Here is a 24275-nt window from a genome sequence, read left to right on the forward strand (position 1 = left end):
AGCCTTGTCAGTGTAGCAGTGGCTGGCCGGCCTGCCTGAGGCCGGCTGTCGCAGCTCAGCCTTGCAGGCAGGCGCTGCGATAAGCCCCTGGCGTTACCCCGTAGGCCTGCTTGAACTGCCGGCTCAAATGGCTCTGGTCGGCAAAGCCCAGGTCGAACGCCACTTCCGAGGCCACCCAGCCACGCTTGAGCATTTCCCGCGCACGGGCCAGGCGCCGCTGTTTCAACCAGGCATGTGGCGGCAGGCCAGTGGCCTGGCGGAACACCCGGGCGAAGTGGAACGGTGACAGGTTGACCGCCGCCGCCAGGGCTTCGAGCGAGGGTGGGTCGGCCAGTTGGCTTTCCAGCAGCTCACGGGCGCGGGCCACTGCCAGCGGTTCGTGGCCAGGGGTGGCAGGATCGGCGCATTGCCCGTGCCGTTGCACCAGGGCCAGCACCGCCTGGCGCCAGGCGGTCTGCTGCTGCAGGGCACTGGCGCCGGCTTCGGACAGCTGGTGCAACTGGCTGAAGGCAAGCGCCAGGGCCGGGTCGTGGATCACGCTGTCCTTGAAGCTGGGCATGCCGTGGCGGCCCAGTTCCAGTTCGTCGAGCACCCCGGTTACCCGTTCATGTTCCGGGTAGAACCCACGGTAGCGCCAGCCCGCTTCGTGGGCGGTGGCACCGGTGTGCAGCTCGTCGGGGTTGATCAGCACCATGCTGCCGACCGGCGCCAGGTGCTCACTGCCGCGATGCCAGAAGCGCTGTGCGCCCGACTCGATCACGGTGAACACATAGCCTTCATGCACATGCGGGGCGAAGCGCTGCTGGAAATAACGCGCGTGCAGCATCTCGACGTCGCCCAGTGCCGGCGCCTGCCAGAGGTGTGTCTGTTCGCGCAGGGGCGTGCTCATGCCAGCCAGCTGCGCAAGAGGAAGAAGATCAACATGCTCACCAGCATGCTCAGCAACACGCTGCGGGTCAACAGCACCAGGGCGATGGCCACCAGCGAACCCAGCAGGTAAGGGTTGAGCAGGCTCAGGTCCAGCTGGTGCTCGGGCATGAATATGATCGGGCCGCAAATCGCGGTGAGCATGCCTGGCACGGCAAAGCCGAGGAACTGCCTGGCGTTGGAGCTCAGGCGCAAGGGCAGGCGCGGCTCCAGGAACGCATAGCGGTTGAGGAACACGATGGCGCCCATGGCAAGAATCAGGACCCAGGTCATGCGCGGGCTCCGGCGAATTTCTGGCAGACGAAACCGGCGCTCATGCCCAGCAGGCCTGCGGCCACCAGGGCGGTTTCCCAGTGCCAGTAGCTGAACAGCACCGAACAGAACAGCGACACCGCCACGCACACCAGCGTGGCCAGGTTGCGCACCAGCGGCGCGATCAGGGCGACGAAGGTGGCGACAATGGAAAAGTCCAGGCCGAGCTGGTCCAGGTGCGGAATGTTCTGCCCCAGCAGGATGCCGGCCAGGGTGAACAGGTTCCAGGCGACGTAGAAGGTCAGGCCCACGCCCAGGGCGTACCAGCGGTTGAACTGCTGCTGGTCGTACTGGCTGGTCAGGGCGAAGAACTCGTCGGTGAGCAGGAAGCCCAGGCCCAGCCGCCAGCGCAGCGGCTGGCTGGACAGCACCGGGCGCATCGTCAGGCCATACAGCAGGTGCTGCGAGGTCAGCAGCAGGGTAGTCAACAGGATCGACGCCAGGTTGGCGCCGCCCTTGAGCATGCCGATCGCCACCAGTTGCGCGGCACCGGCGAAGACGATGGCCGAAAGCCCTTGCCCCTCCCAGGCGCTGAGGTTGGCCTCGATGGCCATGGAGCCGGCCAGCAGGCCCCAGGGGGCGACGGCCAGGGACAACGGGAGAATGGCGATGGCGCCGTGGAGAAAGGCTTGGCGGGCGATGTGGGGCATGGTGGCTGCAGTGCGTGTACGTGGCAGGCCAGCATGCCAGACGGGGCGGGGGATGGCTTGAACGATCTTGCTATGCCTGGCACGGTCCCTTGTAGGAGCGGCCTTGTGTCGCGATGGGGCGCGCAGCGGCCCCAGGATTTCAGCTTCGCCCCAGATATTGCCGGGGCCGCTGCGCGCCCCATCGCGACACAAGGCCGCTCCTACACGGAAACCGTGTCCGTGTTACGGATGGCTGGTCAGGTGCTGCTGCGCTGTCACGCAGCCGTTGGTGTCCACGGCCTTCTGCAGCAGGCTCTGGCGGTGCTGCGGGTCCAGGTCGCCGAGCAGGCGGTATACCTCGGCCTGGTAGTCACGCTGGCGCCCCCACTGCATTTCCAGGCCTTGTGGCCGGTTGCGGTTGCAGGCCAGGTGCGTGGCCGGTTGCGGGTAGTAGGGCGCATACACGGTGGCCATGTTGGGGATGGCCTCCAGCGCAGTACGGTACTCGTTGCTGGCGTTGTAGGGAGGGCACCAGGTGGCGATGGCCGGTGCCGGTGCGGCAAAGCCCTGCCTGAGGCTGGCTTCGAGCAACGGGCAGGCGGCATCCGGGATTTGCGCGGCGGGCAGGTAGGTCATGTAGTACAGCGCCAGGCGGTACTGTGCGACCGGGTGGCCCAGCTCCACGGACTTTTTCAGCAAGGCGACCGCGGTCGGCAGGGTGTGGGCCATTGCCTGGCCCTGGCGGCTGAGCTCCGGGTCGCCGCCGATGGCCGTGCGCAGCGTGCTGGCGCCGTCGTCCTGGTTGTCGGCCTGCTCCAGCAGGGGCAAGGCCTGGCGGTAGAGCAGGTCGGCATGAGGGTCGATGCGCACCTCCAGCGCGTGCGCAGCCAGTGGCATCAGGGCGATCAACAGCGGGGGCAAGCGAAGCATGCGGCTCACAGGCAAGCTCCAGAGGGTGCCAGGTACTGATGGAAGGCTTCGATGTTCATGGCGGTCAAGCGTGCGCCTCGGGCAGATCGGAACGACGGCCTATTCTAGCCACCCAAGGGGCCTGGCCGAAAGACCACCCGGCAATTCTCAGACGAGCTTGATCGGCGTGACCTTGCGCTGGGCATGTTTTTCCTGGGCCAGGCCAAGCTTGGCGGTAATGACCTTGGCAAGGGCATTGTTGCCCAGGTCGTTCAGATGCAGGCGGTCGATGAACAGGTCGGCGCCGAACACCGGCGAGCTGCTGAGCATGCAATTCATGTCGTAGCAAGGCACCGGGTCGGCCTGGCTCTTGATACGGCGGAAGAAGGCCGAGTGCAATTGGCTGTCGAATGCGCCGTCCAGCAGCCGGTCGAAATTCGCCGGTTGCCGCTGAAGCGCATCCAGCATCGCCTCCTCGCCAGCGGGCACGCTATCCCGGCACCAGGGCAGCAACGGCTGCAGGATGAAGGTGAGGGTGGAGTGGCTGTCTGCCAGCAGCCGGTCCCATTGGCGCAAGGTCCGGCCAATGTTGTCGGCGGCTCGGGTGAGGCGCTTTTCCGGAGGCGACAGCGACCAGGTGGCAGATATCGCGGCCGGGGGCGTGACCAACGCCTGACCGATGCGCCGCCACAGCGATTGCCGACGTGGCGTTGTCGTGGGCTGCATGCCTTCGCTGAAACTGTTGAGAAAGTCCTGATAGGCCTTGGCGTGCCGCGGGTCGTTCAGGTTTTCGAGGACTTCGCAGAGGGCTTCGTGTGCCAGGGTGTTGAGGCCGCTGAGCACCACCACATGGCCAAGCTGGCCAAGGCGGTGCTGGTGGGTCAGGAACATCAGCAGCTCCTGGCTCGCATTGAGCCCGCAGCCGGCCAGGCTCAGCCAGACTTCGCCAGTAAGCATCGACATGTGCGAGGCCACCGTGTGTTCGTCGGAGCTGGCACCGATGCCCAGCGCCGCGGAACCGCCGACCAGCAGGTTGACACGTGATGCACCACCGCGTTCGGCCACCGAAAAACGCTTGCCGGCGCAATGGCTGTATCGCAGGCCCAGGGCATCGGTATTGATGGTGCCGGAGCGGTAGCCGGTTTCGTGCACACGCACGGTGTGCGGTGCACGCCGGCTGCCCAGCAGCAGAAAGCGCTGGTAGTCCTGTTGCAACGGCGAAGGTGAAGGGCTCGTGTCAATCGCAGTCATGGGTTCTCCTTCTCTCGCAGCGGGCACCGTGCATCACATTCAGGCCGCCAGCTCCCTGACGTTGTACAGCAGGCCGCCGGCGGCAATCAGCAGCAGGGCGACCCCCGAGGCCAGGCTGATCATGCGGTTGCTGCGTTGCGAGGCGATCTTGCCGATGGCGAAGATGTAAAGGCTGAGCACGGCAAAATCGATGGCCACCCACAGCAACGACAGCACCACCATGCTCTTGCCGAATGACTCGGTGATCTGGATGAACTGCGGGAAGAAGGCGATGAAGAAGATGATGTCCTTCGGGTTGGAGATGCCCACCATGAAACCTTGCAGCAGCCCGCCGCGGCCAGGCTTGGCGAGGTCGCTTGGCGCCTCGGTTGCAGGCGCCTGCAGGGCTTCCCGCAACGTGCCGACGGCGATGTAGCCGATGAACAGGCAACCCAGGAGGCTCATGGCGCTGAGCCAGGCCTTGTCGATGGCGGCGCTGGTGAGAATGATCCAGGCCGCTGCGCCGATCAGCACCAGTGATGCCCAGTTGGTGCCGACAGCGGTGAACATGGCCTTGCGTGAGCCGGAGGCGGCCGCGGTGTTGACGATCAGTGCCACCACCGGGCCGGGGGTGGCGATCAGTAGCAGGACAGTCAGGGCGTAGGTAGCGGTGAGTGCGGTATTCACGGTCAGGTCTCGATCAGTATGTCGGGTGTTGCCGGCTGTACGGCATGGGCGTGGAACGGGCAGCGGGACGGGTTGAGCGACCCTGCCTCCTGCAGTTGGTACTGCTTCCACTCGTAGTTGTCGGCATCGCCGAAGAAGCCAAGGGTGTCGGGCATGACGCCGTCGTTGTAGTGGTGCACGCGCTCGCGGATGCGTTCGCGGATACGATGGCCGCTTTCGGTGTTGACGTTGGCCACTTCGTCGAAGTTCGCCCGCGGGTTGATGACGAAGGTAATGTGTGGCCCCAGGTTGCGGCTTTTCATCTGCTGGTGGCCGGGGAAGTTCATGTTGATGAACAGCGGCATGCCGGCAAAGCAGAACGACCAGGCATTGTCGTCGGGGTCGGTCGGGATGCCCTGCGGCCAGGGATGCGGGTCGCGCGCGTGCACACCACGCAACACCTTCCAGGCCAGCGCCTGTTGCTCGGCCAGTGTGTAGTCGGCGGCGGTTTCGAGAAACACCACCAGTGGGCTGCCGATACGCTGCTTGGGTGGGATAGGTGCGACGGTGCGCACGTAGTCGGCCAGGCCCATGGCGATGTCATCGGCCAGTTGCCCGGCTCGGGCGAAGAGGATGTGGCAGGTTGCGCCGTTTACCGCCTTGCGGCCGAACAGGCAGGGAAACTCGGGGTTGGCGAGGACACTGCGAAAATGTTCTACGGCTTTGTAGGTCCAATGTCGCGTGTTGCGCACATGGTCAGCGGCCAGCTCTAGCGCATCCAGGCGATAGCAAGTTCCATAACCCGTCGACATGATTTCCCCAGGCGTAAATTTGATGAACGTTCAAGTCACATGCAGGCAGGATCTTGGTTATGTTTATTATTTACCTGCATTTTCCGAGACGTCCTTGACGTTGTAAAACGCGTGGAACTATGACCTACTATTAGTCTTACTCATGCTCGGGGCGTCGCCATGTCGGAACGGATTCAGGCTTTGCACGCGCTGCGTGCCTTCGAGGTAGCCTCTCGCTATGGCTCATTTACCCGTGCCGCGGAAGAGCTGGCCCTGACCCAGGGCGCCGTCAGCCACCACATCAAGACCCTCGAAGCCATGTTCGGCTGCGACCTGTTCGAACGCCGCGGGCCGAAGCTGGCCCTGACCGAGCACGGCCGCCTGCTGGCGCAGGAACTCAAGGTTGGCTTCAAGATCATCGAAAATGCCTGCGCCCTGTTGCGCCAGGACCGCTACGGCCTGCGTCTGAAGGCACCGTCCACGCTGACCGTGCGCTGGCTGCTGCGTGCGCTGGATGCGTTCAAGAAGACCGAGGACAACTGCAGCGTGCAGCTGTCCAGCGTGTGGATGGACATCGACAGCGTGGACTTCTATTCCGAGCCCTACGACTGTGCGATCCTCCTGGCCAACGGGCGTTTTCCCGCCGATATCGAGAGTTTCAAGCTGTTCGATGAATGGCTGATCCCGGTGTGCCACCCGGATTACATGGCCCAGGCGCAACCGGACCTTGCCGATCTGGCCCAGTGCGAATTCCTGCACCCGTCCCCTGACCGGCGCGACTGGCGGCGCTGGCTGGCTCGCATGGACGCGCTGGACATCAGCATCGACCACGGGCAAGTGTTCGATACCCTCGACCAGGGCATCTCGGCCGCACAGCAAGGCCTGGGTATTTCGGTGGTCGACCTGGTGCTGGCCAGTGCCGACCTGCTGGCCGGGCGCCTGGTTACGCCGTTCAAGCACGCGGTGGCCACCGGCGACGGCTATTACATGACCTGGCTCAAGGCCAGCCCCAAGGCGCGGCAGATGCACAAGCTGCGCGAGTTCCTGCTTGGCCAGGTGCCACCGCTGCCCTGCAAGGACATCAATTACCTGTACGGCTGAACACGCGTTCGAGCATGCGCCCGGCCGTCGGCAAGCGCCCGGCGCTGAAAATATTTCGGCAAACACCTGCTGGCCCCAACAAAATGCGCTGCGACGGTGCGTCAGCGGTAGAATCGCCGCAATCAGCACAACAAACGATTCAGAGGTCGACGCGGTGGAGTTGCAGCAGGGCTTTGTCCTGACCCGACATTGGCATGACGCGCCCGAAGGCACCTTCGTGGAGTTCTGGCTGGCCACCGACCAGGGGCCACGGCAGCTGCGCCTGGCGCCACAGGCATCGGTGGCATTCATCCCCCAGGCGCAGGAAGCGCACGCACGGGTGCTGCTGGCCAACGAAGCCGGTGTCGAGCTGCGGCCGCTGCAGCTGAAGGACTTTGACCACCGCCCGGTGCTGGGCCTGTACTGCCGCCAGCACCGGCAACTGATGCAGTTGGAGCAACGCCTGCGCACGGCCGGTATCGAGGTGTTCGAAGCCGATATTCGCCCGCCCGAGCGCTACCTGATGGAGCGCTTCATCACCGCCCCGGTGCAGTTCACCGGCCAACCGGATGCCCAAGGCGTGCTCTGCGATGCCCAGCTCAAGCCCCTGCCGGGTTATCGCCCGCCGCTGCGCCTGGTGTCGCTGGACATCGAGACCAGCGAGCGGGGCGAGCTGTACAGCATTGCCCTGGAAGGCTGTGGCCAGCGCCAGGTGTACATGCTCGGGCCGGCCAACGGCACGGCTGATGGCCTGGACTTCGACCTGCACTACTGCGCCGACCGCGCCGATATACTGGCCTGCCTCAACCTGTGGATGGCCGAGCACGACCCGGATGCAATCATCGGCTGGAACCTGATCCAGTTCGACCTGCGCCTGCTGCACGAGCACGCCAAGCTGCTGCAGGTACCACTGGCACTGGGACGCAATGGCGCGCCGATGACCTTGCGCAGCCATGCCGGTGGTGGCCACGTGTTCGCCGATGCCCCGGGGCGGCTGCTGATCGACGGCATCGAGGCGCTGCGCTCGGCGACCTGGAGCTTCCCGTCGTTCAGCCTCGAAAGTGTCGCCCAGACCTTGCTCGGTGAAGGCAAGGCCATCGATACGCCGTACCAGCGCATGGATGAAATCAACCGCCGCTTCGCCGAGGACAAGCCGGCGCTGGCGCGCTACAACCTCAAGGATTGCGAGCTGGTGACGCGCATCTTCGCCCACACCCGCCTGCTCGAATTCTTGCTGGAGCGGGCCTCGGTCACCGGCCTTGCGGTGGACCGCAGCGGTGGCTCGGTGGCTGCGTTCTGCCACTTGTACATTCCGCAGATGCACCGCCTTGGCTTTGTTGCGCCCAACCTCGGTAGCCGCCCCGACGAAGCCAGCCCCGGTGGCTTCGTCATGGATTCGCGCCCGGGCCTGTACGACTCGGTGTTGGTGCTGGACTACAAGAGCCTGTACCCGTCGATCATTCGTACCTTCCTGATCGACCCGGTGGGGCTGGTCGAAGGTTTGCGCCTGCCCGACGATGAACACTCGGTGGAAGGCTTCCGGGGTGGGCGTTTTTCCCGTAGCGAGCATTGCCTGCCGGCCATCGTCGAGCGGGTATGGCAGGGCCGGGAAGCAGCCAAGCGCGAGGGCAACGCGCCGCTTTCGCAGGCGCTGAAGATCATCATGAATGCCTTCTACGGGGTGTTGGGTTCGAGCGGCTGCCGCTTCTTCGACCCGCGCCTGGCTTCCTCGATCACCATGCGCGGCCACCAGATCATGCGCCAGACCCGTGCGCTGATCGAAGCCAGGGGCTACGAGGTGATCTACGGCGATACCGACTCCACTTTCGTCTGGCTCAAGGGCGCCCACTGCGAGGAGACTGCAGCACGCATCGGCCGTGAGCTGGTGGCCGAGGTCAACCAGTGGTGGCGCGAACACCTGCGCGAGCAGATGAACCTGGATAGCGCGCTGGAGCTGCAGTTCGAGGTGCATTACCGGCGCTTCCTGATGCCCACCATCCGCGGTACGGACGAAGGCAGCAAGAAGCGCTACGCCGGGCTGGTGCAGCGGGCCGATGGCAGCGAGCAGATGGTCTACAAGGGCCTGGAGTCGGTGCGTACCGACTGGTCGCCGCTGGCCCGGGAGTTCCAGCAGGAGCTTTATGGCCGGATATTCCGCGGGGAGCCTTACCAGGCGTATGTGCGCGATTATGTACGGCGCACCCTGGCGGGCGAGCTGAATGAGCTGATGGTGTACCGCAAGCGTTTGCGCCGGCCGCTAGTCGATTACCAGCGCAATGTGCCACCGCACGTGCGTGCGGCCCGGCTGGCCGATGACTACAACCGCCGCCTTGGCCGCCCGTTGCAATACCAGCGCGGCGGCTGGATCAGCTATCTGATCACCCTGGCGGGCCCCGAACCCCTGGAAAACCTGCAAGCGCCGGTGGACTACGAGCATTACCTGACGCGGCAGCTGCAGCCGGTGGCCGATGCCATCCTGCCTTTTGTTGGCGACAGTTTCGAAGGGTTGACCGGCCAGCAGCTGGCGCTGTTCTGAAGAGGTGGTACCTATCTAGCTTATCGCTTGGCAAGCCTGCGTCTAGTGTCGGGCCTTTTGATCAGCCCGAGGCGCAACAACGTGACTACACCCAGCCAGGAACAACCGCCAACTGCCGATACGCTGGCCATGGAGCAGGCCTATCAGGACAACCTCATCGTCAAGCGACTGCCCAGATGGATTCGCCGGCTGCGAATCGTATCGCTGACCGAGCAGAACATCCCGGCCAACGGTCTGTATGAATCGCAGCATGCTGCATTACGCGACGCGTTGAAAGACAGCCTGGCCTGTCGACAGTGGCTGGAAAAGGAGCTTGCGCGAATCGAGGGCATCGACCGTTTCGTCAAGCCGCTGCTTCGACACGCCATGCAGGAAGAATTCGGCACCACGGAAAATGTCGATGGCCTGTATTTCAGGCGCTGGTACACCTACACCGCTCCCAGCCAGGGCACCGTGTGGGGGCGCTACCCGGTGGTGGAAAAGGACTATTTCGACGTACCGCTGATCGAGGCGGCACTGGACAACTTCACGCCGGGCGAGGGGCGGAACGAACAGCACAAGGACAACTGCATCGTCGACAGCCTGTCGCAACGGCTCCCCTCACCAACCGCGCCAGCCTTCGCACGCTTGTGCCGCAAGCTGGATCTGGGCAGGCGCTATCAACAGCACCTGGACAGTGTACTCAAAGCGCCGAGCAGCCAGGCAAGCGGCTGGCGCAGCATGGCTTCGACGCTTGCCCAGCTTTACAGCTCGGTCATGCTGATCGATGCGTGCAAGGCCAAGAGTGATGGCGTACTGAACGCCGCTGAACTGGAACTGGTGGTGGACCTGTGCAAGCACGGACGCCCCGGCACGCTCTACGAATCGAAAGTGGTGGCCCGGCAACTGAAGGCGTTCGGCTGCGACTTGCAACAGATCGTGATACTCGATGTATTTCATGACAAGGTCAGCCGCAAGATCATTGTCTATATTCCCGATGACCCCCACGGTCCCTGGACCGCAAGCCCCGACCTGGAAAGCTTCACCCGCAAGGTCTTGGGCAAGCGTCTGCGAGACAAGCGCTATCAGGATTTCTTCAAACGCTTCGTACGCCGGCGCGACAGCCAGCAGTTCTTCTCCAGGGTTGTCAAGGAACTGGTGGGCGTCGCCGATTGGGCAACTCGGGAAATGGACCAGCACATGCGGGACTACCCGCTGCCGTTGTTCGCCCAACTTGCCGCCGCGCGCATTGCCCATATCAAGGACGATGCTGCGCTGATTGCAACGCCGGTGTCAGACCTTGACCGCAAGGCCCAGGAAGCCCATCGGCAAAGGTTGGTTGCCGAGGGTTGGACCCTGGCCACGGTGGCGGGCGTGTTCATCCCCGCACTCAATGCACTGCTGCTGGCGGTAATGGTCTGGGACCTGCTGGGCGAGCTGTTCCAGGCCGTTGAAGACTGGCGCGAGGGCGATACCAGCGCCGCAATGGAGCATGTGCTCAACGTGACCAAAGACCTGGCCGTGATCGGTGTCACCGCCGTGGTATGGCGGGAAGCGAGCCGGGCCTGGGCCGCATTGGACCAGTGGGTGCCAGCGCGCCTGGAAGACGGCAGCGAGAAGCTCTGGAATGGAGACCTGGTGCCGTTTCGCAGCGCTGCACCTCCCGCTGGGGAAGTGGCCGATGCAATGGGCATCTACCGTGCCCAGGACAGAAGCTGGATGATCATGGACGGCCACAACTACGAAATCGTCCAGCGCGCAGATGAAGAGTGGCAACTGGCACCACGAGGTGGTCATGGACCTTTGTTGCGTCACAATGACGCCGGTGCCTGGCGGCTATGGACCGAGCAACCGGCCAGCTGGACAGACAAGCACAGGATGTTCCGCCGCCTTGGTGAGCGTTTCGCTCGCCTGGATGATGAACAGATTGACCAGGCCATGGCCGTCCATGCTCTGGATGCAGACCATCTACGGGCGCTGCATGTGTACGGCCGGCCACCTGAGGCCGAGCTGGTCGATACCGTAGAGCGCCTGCTGATCGATCGCCGGCTGCAAACCCTGCTGGACGATTTGAAGCTCGGGCGGGTGCCGGAGGACGCGCCGTTGCTGGCGAAGGCCCGCGCCCTGCCTGGCGTCACCGAGCAGGGCGGGCCAGCATTGGCGGCGCAGGTCTCGGCAAGGCGGCGCCAGCTGTTTCAACAGGTGTATGACGGGCAGCAGGAGCCAGACGATGCGGCGGTGGCAACCTTGCGCAAGGCGTTCCCGAGCCTGCATTGCCGAGCGGCGCGCGAGCTTGTGGGCGAGCTGTCGGCAGAAGGTGCGGAATTTCAGGCACTGGTCGGCGGCACAGTGCCGCTCCGGTTGGTCGAAAGGGCCAGGCTGAGCGTACTGCGCATACGCGTTGCGCGTGCCTGCGAGGCGCTGTTCATCGAGACGCCCCAGACCCTGGACCAGGCCAAGGTCGCGCTGACACTGTTGGAGACTCTGGATGTCAGGGAGACCAGGCCGCGCTGGCGGCTGTACGATGGCGGTAGCCCGCAGCCGATAATGACTACTGCTGGCGACGGGCAGAACTACAGGCTTGTGCATGACAACGGGCGGTTCGAGCTTGAGGACGCGTTAGGCCTCGAGCTGCGCGGCCCCGGCGAGCTGTTCGAGACCTTGGCGGAAGCGTTTGCCCCGGCCGATCATGCGGCACTCGGTATCACTGAACCCTACGCCCCGAGTTTGAGAGCAGTGTTGGCTCGGCAAATGCCCGGGCACAGCAGGGTACTCGCCCAGGTGTTGGGCAAAAACCCTCGACAGCCATGGATGCTGGCGCCAGTGCGCCTGGAGGATGGCAGGGTCGGATACCCGCTGGGCGGCTGCCAGGGATGCTTTGCCCGGTCTGCGTCTCGACCCCGGGCGTTCGAGGCGCGCCTGCGCGACCTTTACCCAGCGTACAGTGATGAGCAGATCGAAGATTGGCTGACCACCTTGCATGCTTCGGGGCGTGATACCGACACCGAACTCGGTGTGCTCGAAGAGCAGGCCCGCAGGTTGAACGACCACCTGAAAAGCTGGGAGTGGCGAGGGTTGCTGAATCGCGATCGACCCGAGCGCAAGCGGTTTCGCAAAGCACTCATGCAATGCTGGCGGGAACGGGTGCCCGCTCAGGTTCTCGCTCAGCATGAACGTCTGACGGTAACTTGGCAGTTCAGCGCGTATGACCTGCGCTCATTGCCTGAATTGGGCCCACTCTTCAGCTTCCCGCACGTTACCGAGCTTTCCCTGCGCAGCCTGTTGCTGAAGGAGGTACCAGAGCAATTCCTGCTTTCATTCCCCAATCTGAGCTCGCTGGAACTGAGCTACAACAAGTTGCAACGTCTGCCAGAGAGCCTGTCGTTGCTCAATGACTTGCGCATACTCGACTTGTCCGGCAATCGCATCTCTCTGGACGAGTCCCAGGCTCAAGTGCTGGCGCAATGCAGCCGGTTACGCTACCTGAACCTTTCGCACAATCGCTTGAACATGACCTTTTCTGTGGCGCAGATGAACCAGTTGGCCGAACTGCGTTTGCGCAATGCCGGGTTGGTATTGCTGCCCGAGGGCATCACGGATTGTCAGACGTTGTACATGCTCGATGCTTCCAACAACTTCATCAATCTGTTGCCCCCTAACTTCATCCAGTCCCGGTTGTGGCGGGAAGGCTACGTGGCGCTGTCAGGCAATCCTGTGCTGCTGCAACAGGCTGAAGATGTGCAGGAGGCCTGGAACATTCCGGAGGACAGTTCAGTCCCTCACAGGTTTCGTTGGATGGACCGCCTGGACGGTGTGGAACGCGAAAATCTGGGTATCCGCTGGAGCACTATCGAGCAAATGGATGGGGTGACGAACTTCATGCAACTGCTGAAACAGCTTACGCGCTCGCAAGACTTCACCCATCCTCGATATGGGGAAATGCTGGCCTCACGCGTTCTGGCCATGATGGAAAAGGTGGACAACTCAGCAGCACTGGCCAATGAAATTTTCGCCCATGCACTGGTCGAGAACTGCGCCGACAATGCCACGGTGGTCTTCCAGCAGCTTGAAATCCGATGCCTTGTGTGGGACGCCGAGCAGGCTGCCCCCTCTGGCAGCCAGGAACAAGCCCTGGTGAAACTGGCGCGGCAGTTGTGGAGGCAACAGGAGGTTGACTTCATCGCCTTGCGCGAGGCTGAGGCTGCAGGTGCGGGCAATGAGTCGATCGAATGGGCGCTGGCCTACTCGATCCGCTTGCGCGATGACCTGGGCCTCCCTGGCAACGCGCGGAGCATGCTACACGCGGGCATCCCGGACCTGGATGACGCTTCGGTGATGCGCGCGGCTGATCAAGTCAGGCGTAACGAGACAGACCAATCGGTGGCAGTGTGGATGGTCCAGCAACCGTTCTGGAGAAATTATCTCGAGAAACGCTACGTGCGCGAACTGGAAGTGCCGGCCAGTTTTCAGAACCAGTTGGCAGAGGATGCAGATGCCGAGGACGCCGCCAGGTTGATGGCGGAAATCAGGCTTTGGACCGAGAAGACCGAACTCCAACTGACCATCGAGGCTCTGCAACGGCCGGTATGACCAGGGCGCATTGGACTATGCTCAAGCTACAAGTGATAGAGGTACTTTTTCGGGCTCGGGACGGGGAGCGACCGCACTTGGTAACCGCCGGTTACTGTTCATTCAAACATGGAGGCCTTTTGCTGGTTTACGCTCGCTTGTCGGATCTTTCGCCCTGATCTGTAGTCTTCTGGTTTATCGAGAGAATAAGGAGATACGCATGCTCGTCCGGTCACTGACCCTCGCCACCTTGCTCGCGCTCGTCGGCCCTGTGTTTGCTGCCGACAGTGACGCGCCGCTGGCCAAGGAACTGGGCAAGGCCAGGCCCTTGGTCGTCATTGCGCCCAGCAGCGCCGACCCGACGTTGCGTGGGTTGAACGAGGCTCTCAAGGATCCGGCCACCCAGGCCGCCTTCAAGGAGCGAAACCTGGTGCTCTACAGCGTTGCCAACATGATGGGCAAGCGTGAGGACAAGAACCTGGAGCAGCAGACTACCATGGCCTTGATCCGCGAGTTGAAGCTGGGTGCCAGCAAAGGCACCAAGGTGATCCTGGTGGGCAAGGACGGTGAACGGCACATGCTCAAGGACGATGAGGAGGGCGGGGCCATTGACCCGCAGGTTATTTTCAAGGCGGTCGATGAGCTGCCTGCCAGCGAAAAAGCCATGACGGCGCCCGAACCTGTGGCTGCAGCGGCACCGGAAGCCAAGGCCAAGGACAGCAAGCCCGCCAAGCCCGCCAAACCTGCCGCGCCGCCCAAGCCGCTGGAAGACTGACCCTGCACGACGGCCCCGAGGCACCTTGGGGCCGTTGTGTATCCCACTGTATCTGCCCACGCTGCAGACCCATTCCCATACAAAACCGCACCCCGCGCGATACATCCACGACATACCGCAACGGCCTAATGGCTCCACATTCCAACCACAGTGGAGCGACACCATGACTCAAGTACGAAACACCCTCGGCCTGCTCGGCGCTGCCCTGATCGGCAGCATGGCTTTGAGCAGCAGCGCTTTTGCCGTCGAGCCGTTGGCCCAGGGTTACCAGCTGGCTTCGGCCAAGGTGGCAGGCGAGGGCAAGTGTGGTGAAGGCAAATGTGGTGGCAGCGCAAAGGCCACCCAAGGCGAAGGCAAATGCGGTGAGGGCAAGTGCGGCGCCAGCGCCAAGGCCGGGGCCGAAGGCAAGTGTGGCGAGGGCAAGTGTGGTGATGCCTCGTTCGCCAAGACCGACAGCAACCACGACGGCAAGGTCTCTCGCGACGAGTTCCTGGCGGTGGCCAAGGACCGTGCCGGCGACTTCGACAAGATCGACAGCAACCATGATGGCTTCATCTCCGAACAGGAGGCGGCGGATCACCTCAAGGCGATCTACCAGGCTAATGGCAAGGCCATGCCCGAAGGATTGTTCAGCCACCTGACCGGCAAGTCCTGACCTTCTGCCCCATGAACCGCGCAACGCCCCTCCTGCTGGTCAGGCGGGGCGTTGTGCCTGTTGCGGAGACCTGTTCATGCACCCCACATCTTTGCCCCCTGCACCGTTACAGACCGGGCTTGGCCTGCGCCGCGGCCTGTTGCCGGAACTGCTGGCCATGGAGGCTGGCGCCGTGGACTTCCTGGAATGCGCACCGGAAAACTGGATTGCCGTGGGTGGTGCCTATGGCAAGGGCCTGGCGCAGTTGGCCGAGCGTTTTGCCATTACCTGCCACGGGCTGTCGTTGTCGCTGGGTGGCAGCGAGCCGCTGGACCGCCATTTCCTTGGCCAGACCCGCCAGTTTCTCGATCGCCACCAGGTGCGCCTGTACAGCGAGCACCTGAGCTACTGCAGTGATGACGGGCACCTGTATGACCTGATGCCCATTCCGTTCACCGACGAAGCGGTGCACCATGTGGCCGCGCGGATTCGCCAGGCCCAGGAACACCTGGAGCGGCGTATTGCCGTGGAAAACATCAGCTACTACGCGGCGCCGTACCAGGCGATGAGCGAACTCGATTTCATCTGTGCGGTCCTCGAGGAGGCCGACTGCGACCTGCTGCTGGACGTCAACAACGTATTCGTCAACGCCTGCAACCACGGTTACGACGCCCGCGAGTTCCTTGCGGGCTTGCCCCAGGCGCGGGTGACCGGCATGCACGTGGCTGGCCATTACGATGAAGCGCCGGACCTCAAGGTAGACACCCATGGGGCTGCGGTGAAGGAAGATGTGTGGGCGCTGTACGCGGTCGCCTGTGCGCGCTTCGGTGTGCGACCGACCGTGCTCGAGCGTGATTTCAACTACCCGCCGCTGGCCGAACTGCTCGCCGAAGCGGCGCGCATCCGCACTGTGCAGCATACTGCGGGAGGGCATGCAAATGAATGAGACTTTGCGTGAGCAGCAGTACACCTTGGCCCGACACCTGCGTGACCCGCAGCGCCATGCGCCGCCGCCGGGCGTGGAGGCCCGGCGCCTGAAGGTTTACCGCGAGCTGTTCTATGGCGCTATCGAAGGTTTGCTGGCCGGCAGTTTTCCGGTGATGCGCCAGGCGTTGGGTGAACCGCGCTGGCATGCCCGAGTGCGAGACTTCTATGCCAACTATCGCAGTCAGACCCCGTTGTTCACCGAGATTGCCGAGGCGTTCGTCGACTACCTGCAGGGTGTCGAGCTGGATGCACCCTGGCAGCTTGAGCTGGCGCACTATGAGTGGGTCGAGGCACAGTTGTATTTGAGCGATGCGCAGGACCCGCCCCATGACCCGGCAGGCGACCTGCTGGAAGGGGAGCCACTGTTGTCGTGTGTGGCGCGGGTGCTGGCCTATCGCTGGCCGGTGGAGCGGATCGGGGCGGATTACCAGCCAGCGGTCGTGCCAGAGGCGCCGACCTTGTTACTGGTTTATCGCGATGCAGGGCTGAAGGTGCGCTTCGCGCGCCTGGCGCCGCTGGCGTACCGGTTGCTGGCGCTGGAGCAGGGCAGTGGGCGGGCGCGGTTGCAGGCGTTGGGCGGTGCTGTGGAGGAGGGGTTGGCGTTGCTGGAGGGATTGCGCGAGCAGGGGGTCATCATCGGTACATGTTGAATTGTGGTATTGGGGCGCTTTGCGCCCAATCGCCGGCAAGCCAGCTCCCACAGGTACAGCGCATGCCCAGAATCTTGCGCAGTACCTGTGGGAGCTGGCTTGCCGGCGATGGGCTGCAACGCAGCCCCGGCGATATCACCTGCAGAACCGCCCTCTGAGCCAATGATCCAGGCTCAACCGCCCAGCCCCTTTCAGCAGCAGTGGCAGCAACGCCACCAGGTAGATCAGCGGCAGCTTGTAATTGCCAAAGCCCTGGTCGGTAATGGCATAACCTTGGGCCAGTTCGGCCAGGCTCGACCAGTGCGCCGGCCAATGCACCGCGGCAATCGCCACCACGGTCACCACCATCAGCCCCAACGAGGCCAGCCGGGTACCCAGCCCCAACAATAGCAGTAACGGCAGGATCAGCTCCGCCCACATCGACAGCTGCCAGTTCAGCTCTGCAGGCAGCAGGTTGAAGGGGAACGGGAAGTTCGCCTGCAGGTCGGCGAACCAGTTGCTGCCATTGAATTTCTCCCAGCCGGATTCAAAAAACTCCCAGGCCAGAAACAGCCGCAACGGCAGGTCGGCGCTCCAGGTACCGAAGCGGTCGAAGGTGGTCAGGGTGCGGGTCAAGGTGGTCATGCTGGTTTCTCTCTTCAGGAAAGGGCACGGGCGTTACGGCGTTGCTGACGGGCCAGCTTGGCGGTGAGCTTGACGGCGATGGCGCTGAACATCAGGGCGAACGCCAGCGGGTACCAGCCGCCCATGGGAATGCGTTTGTAGAACGACAGGCAGAACACCGCGGCCAGTACCCACATGCCGGTGCTGTGCAGGGCCTGCCAGGCACGGCCACCCAGCAGGCGCATCGGGGCCTTGAACGAGGTGATGGTGAGCAGCAGCAGGAACAGGTAGCCGAGGGTGCCGGGCAGGCTGGAAGTGAGCGTGCGGCCGGCCCAGAACAGCTCGGGGAATTGCTGGGCATAGCGGTAGATCAGTACGCCGTGCACGGTGTGGGAAAAGGCGAATGCCAACCCCAGATAGCGCCGTTCCTGGAGGATGCGGCGGCTGCTGGTGCCAGGCAGCAAGGTCACCAGCGACGAGGCCAGAAAGGCCAGCAGGAATAGCGCGAAGGAGCTGCGCGCGGTGGCACGGATCGCGCTGCGCAGGCCGTCCGGATCAGGTTGGCCGGCCAGGACCACGGCGGTCATCGCCAGAGTCAGGCCGGCGAGCGTGGCGAACAGCTTCCAGCCGGAGGGAAGGGTAAGGGGTTTCATCAGGGCGGCTCCCGGGGTGTGGTTGTGTGACCGGGAGTGTGTCGGGGTGGGGTATCTGCAGTGTGTCGGCGGTGGTGGGGTTGTGTATCGGATTGTAGAAGTCGCTCAAGCGCCGCAGTCCCTGTAGGAGCGGCCTTGTGTCGCGATGGGCTGCGAAGCAGCCCCAGGTTTTCAGCTTCGCCGCATGAATTGCCGGGGCCGCTTTGCGGCCCGATCGCGACACAAGGCCGCTCCTACCTGAGATTGCCTTACTTCAGCTCGATCTGCGCGCACAGCCCGCCGCCTGCGCGGTTGCTCAGGGTCAGTCGGCCACCCATGGCCTGGATCAGCTGATGGGCAATCGCCAACCCCAGCCCGGTGCCGCCGGTGCTGCGGTTGCGTGAACCTTCCACGCGATAGAACGGCTTGAGCACTTCATCCAGTTCGCCACCGGGTATGCCCGGCCCGTTGTCGAGCACGCGGATCACGGTCCTGTCGCCCTCGCGGCACACCTCCAGCTCGGCAGCACCGGCAAACTTGAGGGCGTTGTCCACCAGGTTCACCAGCACTCGGCGCAGGGCATGCGGGCGGGTTTCCAGCAGGCTGCCGCTACTGCCATGGCGCTGCACCTGGGCGCCACTGTCCTGGTAGTCGAACACCAGGCTGTCGAGAAAGGCATCGAGGTTGACCCGGCACGGTGCTTCGGTGCTGGTGTCCATACTACGGGCATAGGCCACGCCTTCGCGCACCAGGTGTTCCATTTCACCCAGGTCGCTCCACAGCTTGTCCTTTTCCACCCCTTCGTCCATCACTTCGACACGCAGTTTCATGCGCGTGATCGGTGTTTGCAGGTCGTGGGAAATGGCCGCCAGCAACTGCATGCGTTCTTTGAGGTAGGCAGCGATGCGCGCCTGCAGGGCGTTGAAGGCCACGGCGGCGTAGCGCACCTCGCGCGGGCCGCTTTCATCCAGCTGCACGCCAGGCTTGTCCGGGTCGAGATTGTCCACCGCGCGGGCCAGGCGGGTCAGCGGGCCGATCGCCAGGCGTACCGCCAGCCAGGTGCACAGCAACAGCACGGCCAACTGGATCAGCAGCACCACGGGCAGCCAACGTGCCACCGGGAGCGGCGACGGGGTTACGTCGATGGTCAGCGGAGCGCCATCGGCGAGGGTCAGGTGGGCCTGGAAGTGCGCATTCGGGCCGGGGATTTCCTGGAAGGAAAGGCGATAGTCGGCGCCAATGGCCTTGACGATCGAGTCCGCGGCCATGGGCGGGTCGCTGGTCGGCATGGCTTCGCCCGCCAGGCCCTGGTCCAGCCGGTAGCGGTAGGTACGCCGCTCCAGACGCGGCAGCCAGGCGGGGCGCTCGGCCGCGGGCAGGCGGTCGAGGATGGCCACCGAGGTGGCCACGTCCTGCTCCAGGGTGCTGAGCATCATCGAGCGGCTGCTGATGTAGCGCTCGTAGGCCTGCAGGCCGAACGACAGGCCGTAGGCCAGCACCAGGCCGGTGAAGAAGATCAGTGCCAGGCGCGAGGCCAGGGTACGTGGCCACTTCATGATGGCGACTCGAGCAGTTGCACCGGCAGCGAGAACACGTAGCCCTCGCTGCGCACGGTCTTGATGCAGCTGGGTTCGCGGGCGTCGTCACCCAGGCGCTGGCGCAGGCGGCTGACCAGCAGGTCGATGGAGCGGTCGAAGATGTCGGCTTCGCGGCCCTGGGTCAGGTTGAGCAACTGCTCACGGCTGAGCACCCGCTGCGGGTGGTCGAGAAACACCCGCAGCAGGCGGTATTCGGCACCGCTCAGGGCTACCAGGGTGCCTTCGCTGTCGAGCAGGTGGCGCGCGGTGGTGTCCAGCCGCCACTGGCCGAAGCCGAGCAGGCGGCTGCTTTCGCTGATGGTCAGGTTGGGCGGCAGCATGCGCGTGCGGCGCAGCACGGCGTTGATGCGGGCCAGCAGTTCGCGGGCCGAGAACGGCTTGGTCAGGTAATCGTCGGCGCCCATTTCCAGGCCGATGATGCGGTCGGTTTCGTCGTTGCGGGCGGTCAGCATCAGCACCGGGGTGTTGCGGTGCTTGCCGGCGCGCAGCTCGCGGCACAACAGCAGGCCGTCGTCGCCGGGCATCATGATGTCCAGGACGATCAGGTCGACGCTGTTGGCTTCGAGAAAGGCGCGCATCTGCCGGCCGTCGGCGACGATGCTGGTGCGCAGGCCGTTCTTCTTCAGGTAGTTGCCGACCAGTTCGCGGATTTCGCGGTCGTCGTCGACGATCAGGATGTGATCGACGTGTTCCATGCGCTGCGTTCCTGTGCAAGAGGGGATGGGCGCAGTGTACCGAGCGCGTTGGCGCTTGCCTGCGGGGGTTTGTATTGCAGTGTATCTGCCATGCGTACAGACACAGGAGGAAGCACATCACAGCTTCGGGCGACACATACGGGATACCTGGCCGGCGTGAAATGGCTCTCGACCGGGGAGCGCAACTCCCCACCCTCAAGCGTTACACAGGAGAGATGCCATGAACTTCAATACCTTCGCCCGTGCCAGCCTGCTTGCCGTGCTCAGCTTCGGCGCCATTGCCGCCCACGCCTCCACCATGCCGATGGACGACACCGGGGTCATGCAGTACCGCTACGGTGACCACCTGGATGTGAAGAAAGTGCTGTCGATACAGGATGACCAGAGCGACGCCTGCGGCCTGGTGAACACCCGCATGGACTACCTCGACTCCAAGGGCCAGCGGCAGAGCGTGCAGTACCGCACCTATGCCACCGGCGGTTGCCATGAGAATTGATCGCCGCTTGTTGTTGAAGGTTGGCGGCATTGCCCTGGCGCTGGCCGGCCTGGGTCTGGGCGGGCACCTGATGGCCCGCGACAGCTACGGTGCCATGCCGTCGCTGTCCGGCGCCAGCCAGTGGCTTAACTCGGCGCCGCTGGATGGCCCCGGGCTCAAGGGCAAGGTGGTGCTGGTGGACTTCTGGACCTGGGACTGCATCAACTGCCGGCGCAGCCTGCCGCATGTGAACGAATGGGCGCGGCGCTATGCCGACCAGGGCCTGGTGGTGGTCGGTGTGCACACTCCGGAGTACGACTACGAGCACGATGTAGGCACCTTGCGTGACAAGGTAGCCAGCCTGGGGATCGCTTACCCGGTGGCGGTGGATAACGACTACAAGGTGTGGAATGCCTGGGGCAACCAGTTCTGGCCGGCACACTACTTTGTCGACCGCAAGGGGCAGGTGCGCCATGTGCACTTTGGCGAGGGGGATTATGGTGGGCAGGAGCAGGTGATACAGGCGTTGCTGGATGAGAAAGGGTGAGTTGTCTGCGCCGGCCTCTTCGCGGGCTTGCCCGCTCCCACAGGGATTTGCGTAATCAGTGAAATTTGCGCAGTACCTGTGGGAGCGGGCAAGCCCGCGAAGAAGCCGACACCTGTCTGTCAGGTGAAACTGGCAAAGTGCGCCTGCATCCGCGCCGCATCCGCTTGGCGCCCGCTGAACAGCTCGAACGCCTTCACCGCCTGGAACACGGCCATGTTGCTGCCATCCAGGGTGCGGCAGCCCAGTGCCCGGGCGGCGCGCAGCAGTTCGGTCTCCAGCGGGAAGTAGATGATCTCCGCCACCCACAGGCGAGCATGCAGCAGCTCCACCGGCAGCGGCGTGCCCGGCAGCTTGGCCATGCCCACCGGCGTGGTGTTGACCAGCCCGTCCGCCTCGGCCAGGGCCGTGGCCAGGTCGGTGCCGACAACGGCGCGCCCGGCACCGAAATGGGCATTCAGGTTGTCCACCAGGGCCTGTGCACGGGCCACGTCCACTTCGAACAGTACCAGCCGCTCGACCCCTTCACCCAGCAGGGCATGGGCCACGGCCGAACCTGCGCCACCGGCACCCATCTGCACCACCTGGTGCCGTGCCACATCCGGCAGGCCACGGCGCAAGCCTTCGGCAAAGCCCAGGCAGTCGGTGTTGTGGCCGACCCGCTTGCCGTCCTTGAGCACCACGGTGTTCACCGCACCGATGCCGCGGGCTTCGTCCGACAGTTCGTCGAGCAGCGGCAGGATCGCCTGCTTGAACGGGTAGGTGATGTTTAGCCCGGTGAAACCGGTGTGCTGGGCAGCGTCGAGCAAGCCGGGCAGGGCGCTGTCGTCCAGTTGCAACTGGTCGGCATCGATCAGCCGGTACAGGTAGCGCAGCGCCTGGGCATCACCTTCGTGTTCGTGCAGGGCAGGGGTGCGCGACAGCTGGATGCCACGGCCGATCAGGCCGGCGAGGATGGCTTGCTGGCTCATGCGCTGCGCTCCTGCAACATTTCGGCAAAGTGGCTGATGGCCATGCGATAGCCATGGCTGCCCAGGCCGCAGATGACCCCGACGGCGATGGACGATATGAACGACAGGTGACGGAACGGTTCGCGCTTGTGCACGTTGGACAGGTGCACTTCGATAACCGGCACTTCGCCGGCCACCAGGGCATCGCGGATGGCCACCGAGGTGTGGGTCCAGGCGCCGGGGTTGATCACGATGCCGGCGCAGCGGCCACGGGCGGCATGGATCCAGTCGATCAGTTCGCCTTCGTGGTTGGTTTGGCGGAATTCGATTTCCAGGCCGAGGGAATGGGCGGTGTCGGCACAACCCTGGGCCAGGTCGGCGAGGGTTTCGTGGCCGTACTGGGCAGGCTCGCGGGTGCCCAGCATGTTCAGGTTGGGGCCGTTGAGTACGAGAATAAGGGGCTTCATGACGGGCATCGCTTTGTTGTTGTTGGATGCTTCCTAGTTTTGTACCGCCTGGTTAGTTTAGTCAATTGGACTAAACCGCTGTTCCGGGAAAGTGGGCGATTATCGAACTTGATATCGCCTGTACCGGCCCTATCGCCGGCAAGCCAGCTCCCACAGGAACTCCATAGGGCTCCAGCTTTGTCGCCTGCAGCTTGATTACAAAATTGTAATTTTCCCGCCACCGCCCCGATAAGCGCGGCTTTCTACAGTCCCTCGGCAAATCTCGCCGACGAGGACTGTTTCGTGCCCATCCCCCGCAAGACCGCCTTGCTCTGCCTGTTGCTGGCTGGCGCCGGCACTGCCCAGGCCAGCCAGAGCCTGAGCCTGCCCCAGGCGCTAGACGCCGCCTTTGCTCAGAACCCGGAGCTGGCCGCAGCCGGACGGGAAATCGGCATTGCCGATGGCGAACGGCGCCAGGCCGGGCTGATCCCCAACCCGGAGCTGTCCTGGGAGGTCGAGGACACCCGCCGTGACACCAGCACCACCACTGTCACCCTCAGCCAACCGCTGGAGTTGGGCGGCAAGCGCGGCGCACGCATCGCCGTGGCCGGTGCTGGCCAGGCCATTGCCCAGCTGGACCTGGAACGCCAGCGCAACGGCCTGCGCGCCGATGTGATACAGGCCTTCCACGCGGCCCTGCGCGCACAGACCGCGCTGGATTTGGCGCAGCAATCGCAGGCGTTGACCGAGCGTGGGCTGCGAGTGGTGCAGGGGCGGGTGACCGCTGGCCAGTCATCGCCCGTTGAGGCCACCCGGGCCCAGGTGCAGTTGGCCCAGGCCCAGGCTGAAGTGCGCCGTGCGCAAACCCAGCGCAGTGTGGCCTACCAGGCCCTGGCACGGTTGACCGGCAGCCCGCTGGCAAGCTTCGACCAGTTGCAGGCAACCAACCTGTCCCCCGGTGATGCACCCAGCGCCGATGCCCTGCTCGACCAGGTCGAGCAAACGGCCGAATGGCGCCTGGCCGCCGCCCAGGTCGAGCGCGGCGAAGCGTCCCTGGGATCGGAAAAGGCCCTGCGTATTCCCAACCTCACCGTCAGCCTTGGCAGCCAATACAGCCGCGAAGACCGCGAGCGGGTCAATGTGGTGGGCCTGTCGATGCCCTTGCCGCTGTTCGACCGCAACCAGGGCAACGTGCTGGCCGCGGCCCGCCGTGCCGACCAGGCGCGTGACCTGCGCAACGCCGTGGAGCTGCGCCTGCGCAGTGAAACCCGCAGCGCCGTCAGCCAGTGGACCACGGCCATGCAGGAAGTGCAGGCCTATGACCGCACCATCCTGCCTTCTGCCCAGCAGGCCGTGGACACCGCCACACGCGGTTTCGAAATGGGCAAGTTCGCCTTTCTCGATGTACTCGACGCCCAGCGCACGCTGATCGAGGCACGCGGGCTGTACCTCGAGGCGCTGGCCTCGGCGACCGACGCGCGGGCACAGGTCGAGCGGATCTATGGCGACCTCGGTTCACTGTAGGAGCGGCCTTGTGTCGCGATCGGGCCGCAAAGCGGCCCCAGGTTCTCGACGGCATGCATACATTGCCGGGGCCGCTCTGCGGCCCGATCGCGACACAAGGCCGCTCCTACAGGCGATGGCATCAGCGCAAGACC

Annotated in this window: 23 protein-coding genes; 10 read left to right on the forward strand and 13 right to left on the reverse strand. The window is 64.1% G+C overall.

The features are described from left to right. Positions 1 to 55: 55 nt before the first annotated feature. The 7 genes from AC2T3R_RS09425 to AC2T3R_RS09455 form a co-directional block, all read right to left on the reverse strand. A complete protein-coding gene (locus AC2T3R_RS09425; protein ID WP_015269750.1) occupies positions 56 to 889 on the reverse strand; it encodes an AraC family transcriptional regulator in 834 nt (277 codons plus the stop codon). Next, on the reverse strand, positions 886 to 1200 hold the full coding sequence (locus tag AC2T3R_RS09430; RefSeq protein WP_003260448.1) for an AzlD domain-containing protein: 315 nt from the start codon (positions 1198 to 1200) through the stop codon (positions 886 to 888). Before AC2T3R_RS09430 ends, AC2T3R_RS09425 begins: the two co-directional genes overlap by 4 nt. Further along, complete coding sequence (locus tag AC2T3R_RS09435) at positions 1197 to 1889, reverse strand: AzlC family ABC transporter permease (RefSeq protein ID WP_013971958.1); 693 nt, start codon at positions 1887 to 1889, stop codon at positions 1197 to 1199. Before AC2T3R_RS09435 ends, AC2T3R_RS09430 begins: the two co-directional genes overlap by 4 nt. Positions 1890 to 2111: 222 nt before the next feature. Beyond that, positions 2112 to 2807: an SEL1-like repeat protein gene (locus AC2T3R_RS09440; protein WP_015269752.1), complete on the reverse strand. Its 696-nt coding sequence runs from the start codon at positions 2805 to 2807 to the stop codon at positions 2112 to 2114. A 138-nt stretch (positions 2808 to 2945) separates the two neighbouring features. Continuing rightward, on the reverse strand, positions 2946 to 4028 hold the full coding sequence (locus AC2T3R_RS09445; protein WP_137137323.1) for a hypothetical protein: 1083 nt from the start codon (positions 4026 to 4028) through the stop codon (positions 2946 to 2948). Between the two features lie 39 nt (positions 4029 to 4067). Then, positions 4068 to 4694: a LysE family translocator gene (locus tag AC2T3R_RS09450; protein ID WP_015269754.1), complete on the reverse strand. Its 627-nt coding sequence runs from the start codon at positions 4692 to 4694 to the stop codon at positions 4068 to 4070. 2 nt (positions 4695 to 4696) lie between these two features. Then, complete coding sequence (locus tag AC2T3R_RS09455; protein ID WP_015269755.1) at positions 4697 to 5485, reverse strand: YqcI/YcgG family protein; 789 nt, start codon at positions 5483 to 5485, stop codon at positions 4697 to 4699. A gap of 159 nt (positions 5486 to 5644) precedes the next feature. Here AC2T3R_RS09455 and AC2T3R_RS09460 point away from each other — a divergent pair, with 159 nt between their 5' ends. The 7 genes from AC2T3R_RS09460 (at position 5645) to AC2T3R_RS09490 (ending at position 16674) form a co-directional block, all read left to right on the forward strand. Further along, positions 5645 to 6565, forward strand: coding sequence for a LysR substrate-binding domain-containing protein (locus AC2T3R_RS09460; protein WP_003260436.1), 921 nt, complete (start codon positions 5645 to 5647; stop codon positions 6563 to 6565). Positions 6566 to 6719: 154 nt separating this feature from the next. Then, complete coding sequence (locus tag AC2T3R_RS09465; RefSeq protein WP_253153198.1) at positions 6720 to 9080, forward strand: DNA polymerase II; 2361 nt, start codon at positions 6720 to 6722, stop codon at positions 9078 to 9080. 81 nt (positions 9081 to 9161) lie between these two features. Continuing rightward, a complete protein-coding gene (locus AC2T3R_RS09470) occupies positions 9162 to 13649 on the forward strand; it encodes an NEL-type E3 ubiquitin ligase domain-containing protein (protein WP_486744967.1) in 4488 nt (1495 codons plus the stop codon). A 199-nt stretch (positions 13650 to 13848) separates the two neighbouring features. After that, positions 13849 to 14403: a DUF4174 domain-containing protein gene (locus tag AC2T3R_RS09475; RefSeq protein ID WP_015269758.1), complete on the forward strand. Its 555-nt coding sequence runs from the start codon at positions 13849 to 13851 to the stop codon at positions 14401 to 14403. A gap of 163 nt (positions 14404 to 14566) precedes the next feature. Beyond that, positions 14567 to 15058, forward strand: coding sequence for an HvfA family oxazolone/thioamide-modified RiPP metallophore (locus tag AC2T3R_RS09480; RefSeq protein WP_013971966.1), 492 nt, complete (start codon positions 14567 to 14569; stop codon positions 15056 to 15058). Positions 15059 to 15134: 76 nt separating this feature from the next. Then, positions 15135 to 15983: an HvfB family MNIO-type RiPP peptide maturase gene (locus AC2T3R_RS09485; protein WP_486744969.1), complete on the forward strand. Its 849-nt coding sequence runs from the start codon at positions 15135 to 15137 to the stop codon at positions 15981 to 15983. Further along, a complete protein-coding gene (locus tag AC2T3R_RS09490; protein ID WP_486744970.1) occupies positions 15976 to 16674 on the forward strand; it encodes an HvfC family RiPP maturation protein in 699 nt (232 codons plus the stop codon). The genes AC2T3R_RS09485 and AC2T3R_RS09490 overlap by 8 nt, the downstream gene beginning before the upstream one ends. 135 nt (positions 16675 to 16809) lie before the next feature. On the opposite strand, the gene AC2T3R_RS09495 is transcribed toward AC2T3R_RS09490, so the two are convergent. The 4 genes from AC2T3R_RS09495 to AC2T3R_RS09510 all read right to left on the reverse strand — a co-directional run bounded on the left by AC2T3R_RS09495 (position 16810) and on the right by AC2T3R_RS09510 (position 20202). After that, the gene (locus tag AC2T3R_RS09495) at positions 16810 to 17298 is read right to left on the reverse strand and encodes an HvfX family Cu-binding RiPP maturation protein (RefSeq protein ID WP_061550506.1); all 489 of its coding nucleotides are present in this window, start codon (positions 17296 to 17298) and stop codon (positions 16810 to 16812) included. Between the two features lie 14 nt (positions 17299 to 17312). Beyond that, positions 17313 to 17930 carry a ferric reductase-like transmembrane domain-containing protein gene (locus tag AC2T3R_RS09500; protein ID WP_486744971.1) on the reverse strand — a complete coding sequence of 206 codons (618 nt, stop codon included), beginning with the start codon at positions 17928 to 17930 and terminating at the stop codon, positions 17313 to 17315. 248 nt (positions 17931 to 18178) lie between these two features. Beyond that, entirely contained in the window at positions 18179 to 19465 is a 1287-nt protein-coding gene (locus tag AC2T3R_RS09505) for a sensor histidine kinase (RefSeq protein ID WP_410952147.1), read from the reverse strand. Beyond that, positions 19462 to 20202, reverse strand: a complete 741-nt coding sequence (locus AC2T3R_RS09510) for a response regulator (RefSeq protein ID WP_003250463.1) — start codon at positions 20200 to 20202, stop codon at positions 19462 to 19464. The genes AC2T3R_RS09505 and AC2T3R_RS09510 overlap by 4 nt, the downstream gene beginning before the upstream one ends. A gap of 220 nt (positions 20203 to 20422) precedes the next feature. Between AC2T3R_RS09510 and AC2T3R_RS09515 the strand changes: the two genes are divergently transcribed. Together AC2T3R_RS09515 and AC2T3R_RS09520 are read left to right on the forward strand one after the other, a co-directional pair. Further along, positions 20423 to 20698 carry a DUF2790 domain-containing protein gene (locus AC2T3R_RS09515; RefSeq protein ID WP_410952146.1) on the forward strand — a complete coding sequence of 92 codons (276 nt, stop codon included), beginning with the start codon at positions 20423 to 20425 and terminating at the stop codon, positions 20696 to 20698. Beyond that, positions 20688 to 21224: a thioredoxin family protein gene (locus AC2T3R_RS09520; protein ID WP_013971973.1), complete on the forward strand. Its 537-nt coding sequence runs from the start codon at positions 20688 to 20690 to the stop codon at positions 21222 to 21224. Before AC2T3R_RS09515 ends, AC2T3R_RS09520 begins: the two co-directional genes overlap by 11 nt. Positions 21225 to 21343: 119 nt before the next feature. Here the strand turns inward: AC2T3R_RS09520 and AC2T3R_RS09525 are convergent, their stop codons facing one another. Next, positions 21344 to 22192: a shikimate dehydrogenase gene (locus AC2T3R_RS09525; RefSeq protein ID WP_486744972.1), complete on the reverse strand. Its 849-nt coding sequence runs from the start codon at positions 22190 to 22192 to the stop codon at positions 21344 to 21346. After that, complete coding sequence (aroQ, locus tag AC2T3R_RS09530) at positions 22189 to 22638, reverse strand: type II 3-dehydroquinate dehydratase (protein WP_013971975.1); 450 nt, start codon at positions 22636 to 22638, stop codon at positions 22189 to 22191. The genes AC2T3R_RS09525 and aroQ overlap by 4 nt, the downstream gene beginning before the upstream one ends. A gap of 282 nt (positions 22639 to 22920) precedes the next feature. Between aroQ and AC2T3R_RS09535 the strand changes: the two genes are divergently transcribed. After that, positions 22921 to 24141: a TolC family protein gene (locus tag AC2T3R_RS09535; protein ID WP_410952145.1), complete on the forward strand. Its 1221-nt coding sequence runs from the start codon at positions 22921 to 22923 to the stop codon at positions 24139 to 24141. The last annotated feature ends 134 nt before the right edge of the window (positions 24142 to 24275 follow it).

It is taken from the genome of Pseudomonas sp. PVC-5-1 (genome assembly GCF_057444345.1).